The following is an 11,789-nucleotide window of genomic DNA, read 5'->3' on the forward strand; positions in this document are numbered from 1 at the left end:
CAACGGCATCCAGATCGAATATCACGTGAAGCGCCACGCGCAGAACCTGGAGACCGTCAACACCTATGAAGGCACTCACGACGTCCACGCCCTGATCCTGGGCCGCGCCATCACCGGCATTCAGGCGTTTTCGTAATTCAGCACCGTCATTCCGGGGCGCGTCGCAGACGCGAACCCGGAATCTCGAGCGCATCATTCTATCCTTGTCGAGATTCCGGGTCTGCGCCTGCGGCGCATCCCGGAATGACGCCGGAGTAGACACCCCCATGGCCGACAACGACGACATCCCGTTCAACCGCGATTTTCCCCTGAAACCCGGCGTGGTCGAGCAAGTCCGCCCCGGCGTGCGGCGCGTGCTCTGCGATAATCCGAGCCCGTTCACCTTCACCGGAACGGTCAGTTACATCGTGGGGACCGGCAACGTCGCGATCATCGATCCCGGCCCGGATGACGCGGCCCATGCGGCGGCGCTGCTCGACGCCGTGCGCGGCGAAACCGTGACGGACATCCTGGTTACCCACACCCACCGCGACCACTCGCCGAACACCGCACGGATCAAGGCCGCCACCGGCGCCACGGTTCATGCCGAGGGTCCGCATCGCGCCTCGCGGCCGCGCTACGAGAGCGAGAAGCACAACCCGGAATCCGGCGCCGACCGCGACTTCAAGCCGGACATCGAAGTCAAGCACGGCGACACCATCGAAGGCGCGGGCTGGACGCTGGAAGCGGTGGCGACGCCGGGCCATACCGCCAATCATCTGGCGTTCGCCTGGCCCGAGCGGAAGATCAGTTTCGTCGGCGACCACGTGATGGGCTGGTCGACCTCGATCGTGGCGCCGCCGGACGGATCGATGATCGACTACATGGCGTCGCTGGAAACGCTGGCGCAGCGCGAGGAGGATTTGTATTTTTCCGGTCACGGCCCGGAGATTCCGGACGCCCGGCGCTTCGTCCGGTTTCTGGTCCGGCATCGCCAGGCGCGCGAGGCCTCGATCCTGCATCGGCTCGCCAAGGGCGAAACCGATATCCCGACCATGGTGCGCGCGATCTATATCGGCATCGACCCGCGGCTGACGGGAGCGGCCGGCTATTCCGTGCTGGCGCATCTGGAGGATCTGGTCGGCCGCGGCGTGGTGGCGACGGAGGGCGACCCGGTGATCGGCGGAAATTACCGGTTGGTCTAGCTGTCATTCCGGGGCGGCGCGCAGCGACGAACCCGGAATCTCGAGATTCCCCGATGTGCAATTGCACATCTGAGGTTCGATGGCTTCGCATCGCCCCGGAATGAACGGAGGCTCAGCGCTCCTTCTTCACGTTCTTCGCCTGCGCCTTGGCCGGCGCCTGCGGCTTCTTCACCGCGGGTTTGGCGGCGTCGACGGCTGAGTTGATGTCGTCGATCAGGCTGGAGACGCGCGCGGCGTTGCTGCCGAGGTCGCTTTCGAAATAGCGTGACGACGAGCGGATATCGACGCGCGAACCCTCGCGGTCGGGTTTGATACGGATCGACACGTCTTCGCGAAATCCCATGATCGGGGTTTGCGCGATGGCCTCGATGCGGCCGTCGCGGCGCGGCTGCGGCGCCCGCTCGTCGACCACACGCCATTTGCGCCTGTTGACGAGGGCGAGCGCCACCTCATAGGCGCGCTGTGCCGGGACTTCGAGTTCGACCGTAACGATCTCGGGATAGGCCAGCCGCTGCTGTTCGGCGGAATAGAGCCCGGCATAGACAGCGGGGTTGGCGCCGTCGATGCTGCGCAATCGCGCCAGCGCCTCGAAACGCGGCGGATCGATCGGGTCGGTGGTGATGTCGTGGATCTTCGGCAGCTTGCGGTATTGCAGGCCGAGATAGGCCGGATAGGCCAGCACGACGGCGTCGATCAGGAACGCCAGCAGGATGCGGCTCATGCCGCGCGATCCGTTCTGCCAGATCGCGACGAAGGCGGCCAATCCCGTCAGGATGGAAAGCCCCGCGCAGGCCAGCGCCCCGAAAAACGTCGCCAGCGCCGGTTTGACCTCGAGGAACCCGAAGCGGACGATAAGAATCGAAACCACCACCGCGACCACCGAAAACACCGCGAGATTGCGCGCCCATGTGGCGAGGCTGGACACGGGCTCCGACTGATAGGGAGCGGAAAACCTGCGGGCCATAGCTCAGAAATCTGCCGGTTGAAGCCTTGCCGGGCAAATGGCGCCAGGCTGCACTGGCCTGCTTGAGACCACGGACTAACGGCAAATTCAAGGGTGGATTGGGGGGCTCTTACTTCCCTCTCCCCTTGTGGGAGAGGGTGGCGCCTCACGAAGTGAGGCGACGGGTGAGGGGTCTGTCTCAGCGGATAGAGACCCCTCATCCGGCAGCCTTCGGCTGCCACCTTCTCCCACAAGGGGAGAAGGGAAGAGAACCCGTCATGGCGCATGGTCGAACTGCGCGGCCACGAAGTCGACAAAGGCCTTGATGCGCGGCGCGCGGTGGCGGCCCGGGACGGTCAGCGCGTGGATCGGAAACGACTCCGGCATCTGGCTGTCCAGCAGCAGCGGAACGAGCGTGCCCTGCCGTACCGCGCGTGCAACCATGAAATCCGCCAGCCGCGCGATGCCAAGCCCGGCCACCGCCATGTCGAGCAGCAGGTCGGCATTGTCGCTGGTGAAGGAGCCGGATACGGCGAGGCGGTTGATGCCCTCATGGGTGTGGAAGGGCCATTGCGACCACGCGGGTCCCGGCAGCGTCAGGCAATTGTGCTGCAGCAGATCGGCGGGCACGCGCGGCGATCCGTGTTTCTCCAGGTAGAGCGGACTGGCGCAGATCAGACGTTTCGCTTCGGTGATCTTGCGCGCCACCAGGGTGGAGTCACCGAGCGCGCCGGAGCGGATGGCCACGTCGACCTGTTCGGCAACCAGATCGACCTGGTGGTCAGAAACATGCAGTTCGACGGTGATGTCCGGATAACGGCCAAGAAAAACCGGAAGGGCCGGACAGAGGATGAGTTTGGCGATGGCGGTTCCGACGCTGACCCTGAGATGACCGCGGGGCAGCCGGCTTGCCGCCGTGACCTCGGCTTCCGCGGCCTCGATCGATGCGAGGATGTCCCGGCTTCGGGCGACAAAAACTTCGCCTTCCGCGGTCAGAGCCAGCCGGCGCGTCGTCCGCGTCAGCAGACTGACGCCCAGCCGGTCCTCGATGCGGGTCACCAGCTTGGACAGCGCGGAAGGCGTGATCCCGAGATCTTCAGCCGCGGCGGCAAAGCTGCCGCGCTCGATCACGCGCACAAACGCGTTCATCTCGGCGGAGGCGGCATTGACACTCATGAATTCAATTCACGTATGAATGTAAGTTATAGCTCATTATAGCGTTTAAAATACATAATATGGTTTCCCTTCGCAATGAAGGAGAATCGCTATGTACCGGCAAGTAAATCCGAACGGCCACGCGCCGCGGGCGCAGGACATTGAGGGCGTCTTGCGCCATCCGGACGGCAGCCTCGATATCGCCGCTTACGCAAAGCTGGCGCACCGCGAACGCGCGGCGGCCATTGCTTCATCGGCGAAAGAAGGAATTCGGAGGGTGCGCGAGCTGTGGACGATGATCCGGACGAGCTTGGTGCCGGTCGCAAGGTCTGAGCCGACATCCGGAAAGCATCAGGCCGCTGCCCGGCGATAAGCTGCTATCGACAATGCAAAGGGCTGCCTTTTTCCCTCTCCCCTTGTGGGAGAGGGTGGACGCGATGCGCAGCATCGCGGACGGGTGAGGGGTCTGTCTCCGCGGATAGAGACCCCTCATCCGGCGCGGATTTCATCCGCGCCACCTTCTCCCACAAGGGGAGAAGGGAAGAACAGTGCCCGCCTACGCCGCGGCGTTGGGGAAACTGTAGGCCTTGAACTGGTCGCGCAGCGCGGTTTTCAGGATCTTGCCGGTCGCGGTGTGCGGAATGCCGTCGACGAAGGCGACATCGTCAGGCATCCACCACTTTGCAATCTTGCCGTCCATGAACTTCAGGATGTCCTCGCGCGTCGCGCTCTGGCCCTGCTTGAGCTGGATGATCAGGAGCGGACGCTCGTCCCATTTCGGATGATAGACGCCGATCACGGCGGCTTCCGCCACCGCGGGATGTCCGACCGCGAGGTTTTCCAGGTCGATCGACGAAATCCACTCGCCGCCGGACTTGATCACGTCCTTGGAGCGGTCGGTGATCCGCATATAGCCGTGGGCGTCGATGGTGGCGACGTCGCCGGTGTCGAAGTAGCCGTCCTCGTCGAGGATGTCGGCATCGAGCCGGAAATAGGCCTTTGACACCGCGGGTCCGCTGACTTTCAGCCGCCCGAAAGTCTTGCCGTCCCACGGCAGGTCCTTGCCGGCATCGTCGGTGATCTTCATCTGCACGCCGAACGGCGGATAGCCCTGGGTCTGCAGGATATCGAGCCGGGCCTCGCCTTTCAGTTCGGCGAATGGCGGCTTCAGCGCGGCCAGCGTGCCGATCGGGCTCATTTCGGTCATGCCCCAGGCGTGGCGAACCGCGACGCCCAGATCGAGGAACGACTGGATCATCGAGCGCGGCATCGCCGAGCCGCCGCACACCACCATGCGCAGATGCGGCAGTTTCAGGCTGTTGGCGGACATGTGGTTGAGCAGCATCAGCCACACCGTCGGCACGCCGGCGGTATGCGTCACTTTCTCGGTGTCGAGCAGCTCATAGACCGAGGCGCCGTCGAGTTTGGCGCCGGGGAAGACCAGCTTGGTGCCCATCGAGGGGGCCGAGAACGCGATGCCCCAGCTGTTGGCATGGAACAATGGAACCACGGGAAGCATTGTATCCGCAGCGTTGGCGCCGAGGGAATCGCCTGAATTGGCCATCAGCGCGTGCAACACGTTGGAGCGATGCGAATACAACACGCCTTTGGGATCGCCCGTGGTGCCGGAGGTGTAGCACATTGCGGCGGCGGTGTTTTCGTCGAAGGTCTTCCACTTGAAATCGCCGTCGGCTTCCGCGATCCAGTCTTCATAGGCGACCGCGTTCTTCAGCGTGGTCTGCGGCATGTGCGCCTTGTCGGTGAAGACGATGTAGCGTTCCACGGTGGGAAGCTTGTCGGCGATCTTCTCCAGAATCGGAATAAAGGTGAGGTCGGTCATCACCACGCGGTCTTCGGCATGATTGATGATCCAGGCGATCTGCTCGGGGAACAGTCTCGGATTGACGGTGTGGCAGATCGCGCCGATGCCCATGATGCCGTACCAGGCTTCGAGATGGCGCCAGGTGTTCCAGGCGATGGTGGCGACGCGGTCGCCGAGCTTGATGCCGTCGCGGTCGAGCCGCTGCGAGACTTTCAGCGCGCGGTCGCGGATTTGCCGGTAATTGGTGCGGTGGATCGGGCCTTCGACCGATCGCGTTATGACCTCCTGGGTGCCATGGACTTCAGCGGCGTGCTCGATAATCCGGTGACAAAGCAAAGGCCAGTCTTGCATCAATCCAAGCATACGGTCGTTCCTCCAGAATGTGTTGTCGCTTGCCGCTCTTATTCGGAATTGCCATGAACTTTAGCGCGGAGAAAGCAAGCCGGAAATGGCCTTGTGCGAGCTTTCGCGGCACCGCGGCGGCAATGGTTACCGCCGTGGCCCTGCTGTGTCTTTGCGCCCAATCAATGCCCGCCGCCGCGGCGAAAGCGGGGGCATGGCCCCCGGGACCCTGGAGCGGCTTGTTCGGGGAGAGCAGGCCGAAGAAGCCGCGCCGGGCGGTGCTGGCGGTGCCGCTGCCGAAGCCGCGCCCGGCCGAGGCGCCCAAAGCTGAAGCCAATGCCGGGTCCAAGCCCGAGTCAAAGCCTGAGCCCAAGCCGGAACCCAATCGGGCGGAAACCGACAGACCCGAACCGGAAAAGCCCGCCCCCGCCGGGACCGACAAGGCCGCCGAGCAGGCGCCTCCCGCGCCGCCGCCGCCCTCGGCTTGCCGGCTGGCGCTGACGGAAGCGGTCGCGATCGCCCCCAGCATCCCCGACATCAAGGGCGCCGGCGGCTGCGGCGGCGAGGACCTGGTGCGGCTGGAAGCCGTGGTGCTGCCGGACAAACGACGGGTCTCGGTGAAGCCGGCGGCCGTCCTGCGCTGTGCCATGGCCACCGCGGTCGCCGACTGGATCCGCACCGACATGGCGCCGCTGGCTTTGAGCCTCGGCAGCACCATCAGCGACCTCGACAATTTCAATTCCTTCGAGTGTCGGGGCCGCAATCGCGTGATCGGCGCCAGACTGTCCGAGCACGGCCGCGCCAACGCGCTCGATATTCGCGCCATCAAGCTCGCCAACGGCCGCTCGATCTCGCTGACCGATCGCACGGTGCCGCGCGAGACCCGCGAAAGCGTGCTGCATTCGATGTGCGCCCGGTTTCCGACGGTGCTGGGGCCGGGCTCGGACTGGTATCACGAGGACCACATCCATATCGATCTGATGGAGCGGCGAAACAACTACAAGATCTGCCAGTGGAACGTGTGGGACCCGCTGCCGCAAATCGCCCCGCTGCTGCCGGCCGAGCGGCCGGAGGAGGCCCCGCCACGCGAAGTCGCCGCCAAGGCCGAGCAAGGCAAATCAGAGCAAGGCAAATCTGAACAAGGCAAGTCGGAGCAAGAGCAGGCCAGATCCGAACGGGCTAAGGCCGGGCAAGGCAAGTCGGGGCAGGGAAAACCCGATGCGGCCAAACCGGCGAAGCCGGAAGCCGCGGTCGCCGCGCAGCCAACGAAAAAGCGCCGGGAGGACCGGCGCTTTTGATTGGATCGTCCGATGATGCGAAGCCGGTCTGACCGGCTATTGCATCATCGCGTTGCCGCCGCCCTGCAGCGCCATCTTGGAATTGTACGGCGAGTCGCCCTGCTTGGGGTCGAGCACGACCACGACGGTGCCCTGCTTGACGCGGGTATAGAGATCGATGACGTCCTCGTTGGTCATGCGGATACAGCCCGACGAAATCGAGGCGCCGATATATTCCGGCTGATTGGTGCCGTGGATCCGGAACAGGGTGTCGCGGTTGCCCTGGTAAAGGTACAGCGCGCGGGCGCCGAGCGGATTGTCGACGCCGCCGGGTACCGAGGCGGGCAAGCCTTCGATGCGCTTGTGGATGTCAGCGGTCGGCGTCCATTTCGGCCATTCCGCCATGTTGCCGATGCGCGCGATGCCGGAAAACGCCAGTGCTTCCTCGCCGACGGTGACGCCGTAGCGGATCGCCTTGCCGCCATCCTGCACCAGATAGAGATAATGATTGTCGGAATCGACCACGATGGTGCCGGGCATTTCCTTGCGGTGATAGTCGACGATGGCGCGGCGGAACGGTTCGGCCACGGCCACCTTGGCGTAACGCGCCTTGGCAAGCTGCGCCTTGTCGGCCGGCTTGAGCGTGGCCTCGGGGGCTGATTGATATGTCGTAGCCTGCATGCAGCCCGACAGCATCAGGCCGGCGGCCAGCATTCCCAACATTGCCTTCAGCGACGACATGGTTCAGTTCCAATCGAAAGTCTTCGCGGTCGCGCACCAACCCTGCGCCCGAAACGCCACGATTCCATTAATTGCATTATCGTTGAAATCGCCAACAATTCCAGAGCTTAGATGCCTGTCCCGCGTCGCAGCAGGCTGGCTGTGACCTTTTTACCGCAGCTGTTGCCGTTTCAGGCTGATTTTTGGGCAGTTACAGGCCCGTCGCCGAATCGTCGCCACGGAGCTGCCATTCCGTCGCCGCAAACATGGATCGGGGGTTAATCTGGCAGTCATCAAGCGCTTGCCAGAATCGAGCTAAGTCCTGTTGGTAGCCATAGCGTTTCGAGCGAAGCCTGCCCTCGGGCCTGACCGGTGGGGTGGGTACCGGTTTGCGCCACGAAACGTGTCCGAAGAAAAAGCAGCGCGCTCGGTCCCGGAGTCCTCCATGCTCTCAGTGTACGTCCCTGCCGAATTCAATCTGAAGAAGATCGTCGACGCCGATTTTGCCGAACTGCCGGAGAGCGCGGTCTGGCTCGACCTCATCAAGCCGACCGGGGGCGAGGACAAGGCGGTGGAGCGGCTGGCCGGGATCGCGGTTCCGACCCGGGAGGACATGCAGGAAATCGAGATTTCCAGCCGGCTCTATATCGAAAACGGCGCCCGCTTCATGACGGCGACGCTGATGTGTGCGGCCGACACCGAGAACCCGCGCACCACGGCGGTGACCTTCATCCTCGCCGGCCACCGGCTGGTGACCGTGCGCTACGACGAACCCAAGCCGTTCCTGCTGGTGGAGAACAAGCTGGCGCGCGGCTGCGCGCCGGGGATCACCGGCGAAATGGTGCTGATGGAGCTGTTGGATGCGGTGATCGACCGCAATGCCGACATTCTGGAGCGCGCCGGCGGCGACATGGACACCATCAGCCACGATATTTTCGAGCCCGCGGGGGCCGCGCGCACCGGCCAGGCCAAGCGCTATTCCGACATCCTGATCGCGATCGGACGCAAGGGCGATATCACCTCGAAGGTGCGGGAAAGCCTGGTCTCGATCGGCCGGGTGGTGACCTTCGTCGCCGCCGGCACCGAAGGCGTCAAATGGTCCAAGGACATGCGCGAGCAGCTGAAGACCATGCAGCGCGACGTCACCTCGCTGACCGACCATGCCAGCTACCTCTCCAACAAGATCACCTTCGTGCTCGACGCCATGCTCGGCGTCGTCAATCTCGAGCAGAACAACATCATCAAGCTGTTTTCGGTGATGGCGGTGGTGCTGATGCCGCCGACCCTGATCGCCTCGATCTACGGCATGAATTTCAAGATGATGCCGGAGCTGGAATGGACCCACGGCTACCCGATGGCGCTGCTCATGATGCTGCTCGCAGCCGCCGGGCCGTACTTCTTCTTCAGATGGAAGAAGTGGCTGTAGTCACTGAGGGGTTAAACGGTACACCCGTCCTGCGGGGCTTTCATACACCTGCGAAAAACCAGGGAACCCGCCACATTTCTACGGATAAAATTTGAGCATTGCGCTGAACGTTTGCGCGACGGCTTTCTGCGATAACGCTGTCACAAGCCGCGAGGACAGCCATGGTTGAGAAACTCATAACGTCACCCCGCAACGTCGTCGATTTCGCGCGCTATCAGGCTGACCGCAACGCCGCGGGCAGGGCGCAGGCGATGTCGGCGCGGATGTGCCGGCATTGTGGGGCGGCGTTACAGGAAGGCGAGCGCGAGGACGAATGCTCGAGCACCTTCAACGTCGAGGCCGACAGCCTGCGCTGGCAGGCCGCGCAGATTCTGCGCGGACTGGTTTGAGCGGGCGCGTTCTCTTCACCCTCCCCTGGAGGGGGAGGGTCGACGCGGGTGAACCGCGCGGGGGGGTGGGGGGACAGTCCCTCACCTGGAACAGTGCCCACGTTGATAGATCACCCCACCCCGTCTCACATTTCGCTGCGCTCAATGTGAGCCGACCCTCTCCCTCCAGGGGAGGGTAAGAAGCCCATCGATACCGCTCAGCTACACGTGCTGCCCGCCGTTGATATGAATCTCCGCGCCGTTCACGTAGGAGCTGGTCTCCGTGCACAGCACATAGATGATCTTTGCGACTTCATCCGGCGTGCCGAGCCGGCGCAGCGGGATCTGCTGCTCGACGATCTTCTCGGTGCCCGGCGACAGGATCGAGGTGTCGATTTCGCCCGGCGCGATCGAATTGACGCGGACGCCGATGCGGCCGAAATCGGACGCCATCTCGCGGGTCAGGGAGGCTAGCGCCGCCTTCGATGTGGCGTAGGCCGCGCCTGCGAACGGATGCACGCGCGAGCCCGCGATCGAGGTGACGTTCACCACCGAGCCCTTGGCGGCCTTCAATTCCTCGATCAGCCCGCGCGCCATCATGATCGGTGCGAAGAAGTTGACCCGGAAGACATGGCTCCAGGTTTCGATGTCGGTATCGATCGATCCCAGCCGCGCGCCGCCTTCGGCCTTCGGCGAAATCGCGGCGTTGTTGACCAGCGCGTGCAGCTCGCCGCCCTCCAGCCGCTGGCGGATTTCCGAGATCGCCCGCGTGGTGTCGTCATGGTCGGCGAGGTCGACCTGGATGTGGTCCTCGGGTCCGGCGCCCCACGGGCACTCCTCGGGAAAGGGATGCCGCGAACAGGTCAGGACGCGCCAGCCCGCCGAGGAAAAGCGGATCACGGTGGCGTGCCCGATGCCGCGGCTGGCTCCGGTCAGGAGCATCGTGCGCCGCGGGCCGTGGTTAGTTGGATTCGGCATAAACGGTTCTCTTGTTTTTCGTCATGCCCGGGCTTGTCCCGGGCATCCACGTCTTGCTTTGGTCGTTCACGCGAAGGCGTGGATGGCCGGGTCGAGCCCGGCCATGACGGCTTACTCTACGGATAAAGCCGCGTCTTCGACCATGGCTGGTCGGGCGCCGGGCGCGCGAATTCGATGCGGTCGTGCAGCCGGAACGGGCGGTCGTGCCAGAATTCGAACCGGGCGGGCTCGATGCGCCAGCCGCTCCAGCCCGGCGGGCGCGGCACTTCGCCGACGATGTGCCTGGCCGCCACCTTGGCGATCGCCTGCTCGAAGGCAAAGCGGCTTTCCAGCGGCTGCGACTGCTTCGAGGCCCAGGCGCCGATCTGCGCCTGCTTCGGGCGGGTGGCGAAATAGGCGTCGGCCTCGGCGTCGGTCACCGGCGACACGTTGCCGCGGATGCGGACCTGCCGGCGCAGCGATTTCCAGTGAAACAGTAAAGCCGCCTTAGGATTTGTGGCGAGTTCGCGGCCTTTTTGACTGGCGATGTGGCTGTAGAAGACAAAACCGTCGGCATCATAGCCCTTCATCAGCACCATGCGCACGTCAGGCAGCCCGTCGGCGTCGACGGTCGCCAGCGCCATCGCGTTGGGATCGTTTGGCTCGGCCTTCACCGCCTCGGCAAACCATTCGCCGAACAGCGCAAACGGTTCCTCGGCCGCGGTGAAATCACCTGATGTTAACGGTGTCGGGTGTTTGATGGAGGTTGTGTCGGTCATGTCAGGAGTTCCGAGTTGCGTCCGCCCGCGTCCCAGAGCGCGTTGCAGTCCCCATGTGGGCTCGCCCTATATAAGACATGGGGACGCATTGGCCTACCGGCGATCAGGCCGGCGGGCGCGGTGGTGACGTTGATTCTGATCGGTCTCGGCTCCGCAGGCTGCAGCCTGTCCCGCGGCGACGGCACCTTTGCCAAAATGGAAGACAGGGACGTGGAAGTGACGGGATCGATCGGGCCGGCGCAGCCGCCGGTGCCCACCGAGACCGATCTGGCCTTTGCCCGCACCGCCGCCTCCGACGTGCTGACCAAGGGCAGCAAGGATTCCAGCCAGCCTTGGGAAAACCCCGAGACCGGCGCCCGCGGCTCGGTGACGCCGCTGGCCCAGGCCTATTCATCCGAAGATGGCCGGACCTGCCGGGATTTCCTGGCCAGCTACGTCAACGGCCGCTCCGAAAGCTGGCTGCAGGGCGCCGCCTGCAAGGCCGGCCATGGCCGTTGGGAAATTCATACGTTAAAGCCGTGGCGGCGGGGCTAGCCCCGTTGCAAAAATACCACGGGCACCCCAGATGAAGCCTGAAGCGGGCGAGCCGCCCGTAGTCTATGATCCAAATTCCCTTGTTTCGACGCGTTTTCTTCACCGCGAACCGGTATCCACTTCGCTCGAAAACGCTATTGAAGGAGACGTGACGGATGCGCGACCCCTATGAGGTCTTGGGGGTGCCGCGGGGCGCCAGTGCTGCGGCGATCAAGAGCGCCTATCGCAAGCTCGCCAAGAAGCATCACCCCGACGCCAACAAGAACGATCCGAAATCGCAGG

12 protein-coding genes and 1 pseudogene are annotated in these 11,789 nt (G+C 64.1%); 7 read left to right on the forward strand and 6 right to left on the reverse strand.

The window, feature by feature from the left end:
* Positions 1-136 (forward strand): annotated as a pseudogene (locus tag Q7T45_RS03590) (acyl-CoA dehydrogenase); the annotation flags it as partial.
* A 130-nt stretch (positions 137-266) separates the two neighbouring features.
* A complete protein-coding gene (locus Q7T45_RS03595) occupies positions 267-1,184 on the forward strand; it encodes an MBL fold metallo-hydrolase (RefSeq protein ID WP_304867731.1) in 918 nt (305 codons plus the stop codon).
* A 112-nt stretch (positions 1,185-1,296) separates the two neighbouring features.
* Here Q7T45_RS03595 and Q7T45_RS03600 read toward each other — a convergent pair whose 3' ends face one another.
* The 3 genes from Q7T45_RS03600 to Q7T45_RS03610 form a co-directional block, all read right to left on the reverse strand.
* Positions 1,297-2,148 carry a DUF1499 domain-containing protein gene (locus Q7T45_RS03600; protein ID WP_304867733.1) on the reverse strand — a complete coding sequence of 284 codons (852 nt, stop codon included), beginning with the start codon at positions 2,146-2,148 and terminating at the stop codon, positions 1,297-1,299.
* Between the two features lie 255 nt (positions 2,149-2,403).
* Positions 2,404-3,303 carry a LysR family transcriptional regulator gene (locus Q7T45_RS03605; RefSeq protein ID WP_304867735.1) on the reverse strand — a complete coding sequence of 300 codons (900 nt, stop codon included), beginning with the start codon at positions 3,301-3,303 and terminating at the stop codon, positions 2,404-2,406.
* Positions 3,304-3,838: 535 nt separating this feature from the next.
* Positions 3,839-5,467: a fatty-acid--CoA ligase gene (locus Q7T45_RS03610; RefSeq protein WP_304867737.1), complete on the reverse strand. Its 1,629-nt coding sequence runs from the start codon at positions 5,465-5,467 to the stop codon at positions 3,839-3,841.
* 53 nt (positions 5,468-5,520) lie between these two features.
* Here Q7T45_RS03610 and Q7T45_RS03615 point away from each other — a divergent pair, with 53 nt between their 5' ends.
* Complete coding sequence (locus tag Q7T45_RS03615; RefSeq protein ID WP_304867739.1) at positions 5,521-6,744, forward strand: extensin family protein; 1,224 nt, start codon at positions 5,521-5,523, stop codon at positions 6,742-6,744.
* Positions 6,745-6,780: 36 nt separating this feature from the next.
* Here the strand turns inward: Q7T45_RS03615 and Q7T45_RS03620 are convergent, their stop codons facing one another.
* Positions 6,781-7,464, reverse strand: a complete 684-nt coding sequence (locus Q7T45_RS03620; protein ID WP_304867741.1) for a L,D-transpeptidase — start codon at positions 7,462-7,464, stop codon at positions 6,781-6,783.
* Between the two features lie 424 nt (positions 7,465-7,888).
* On the opposite strand from Q7T45_RS03620, the gene Q7T45_RS03625 reads away from it, so the two are divergent.
* Both Q7T45_RS03625 and Q7T45_RS03630 read left to right on the forward strand, forming a co-directional pair.
* Positions 7,889-8,869, forward strand: a complete 981-nt coding sequence (locus tag Q7T45_RS03625; protein WP_304867743.1) for a magnesium transporter CorA family protein — start codon at positions 7,889-7,891, stop codon at positions 8,867-8,869.
* Positions 8,870-9,030: 161 nt separating this feature from the next.
* The gene (locus Q7T45_RS03630; RefSeq protein ID WP_304867745.1) at positions 9,031-9,258 is read left to right on the forward strand and encodes a hypothetical protein; all 228 of its coding nucleotides are present in this window, start codon (positions 9,031-9,033) and stop codon (positions 9,256-9,258) included.
* A gap of 201 nt (positions 9,259-9,459) precedes the next feature.
* Here the strand turns inward: Q7T45_RS03630 and Q7T45_RS03635 are convergent, their stop codons facing one another.
* Positions 9,460-10,215, reverse strand: coding sequence for an SDR family NAD(P)-dependent oxidoreductase (locus Q7T45_RS03635; RefSeq protein ID WP_304867747.1), 756 nt, complete (start codon positions 10,213-10,215; stop codon positions 9,460-9,462).
* Between the two features lie 116 nt (positions 10,216-10,331).
* Positions 10,332-10,973, reverse strand: coding sequence for a pyridoxamine 5'-phosphate oxidase (gene pdxH / locus Q7T45_RS03640; RefSeq protein WP_304867749.1), 642 nt, complete (start codon positions 10,971-10,973; stop codon positions 10,332-10,334).
* A 123-nt stretch (positions 10,974-11,096) separates the two neighbouring features.
* Between pdxH and Q7T45_RS03645 the strand changes: the two genes are divergently transcribed.
* Together Q7T45_RS03645 and Q7T45_RS03650 are read left to right on the forward strand one after the other, a co-directional pair.
* On the forward strand, positions 11,097-11,507 hold the full coding sequence (locus tag Q7T45_RS03645) for an RT0821/Lpp0805 family surface protein (RefSeq protein WP_304867751.1): 411 nt from the start codon (positions 11,097-11,099) through the stop codon (positions 11,505-11,507).
* A 155-nt stretch (positions 11,508-11,662) separates the two neighbouring features.
* Positions 11,663-11,789, forward strand: a 127-nt coding sequence (locus tag Q7T45_RS03650) for a DnaJ domain-containing protein (protein ID WP_304867752.1), incomplete at its 3' end; no start/stop codon positions are given.

Origin of the sequence: Bradyrhizobium sp., from assembly GCF_030646015.1 — a bacterium.
Taxonomy (GTDB): domain Bacteria; phylum Pseudomonadota; class Alphaproteobacteria; order Rhizobiales; family Xanthobacteraceae; genus Bradyrhizobium.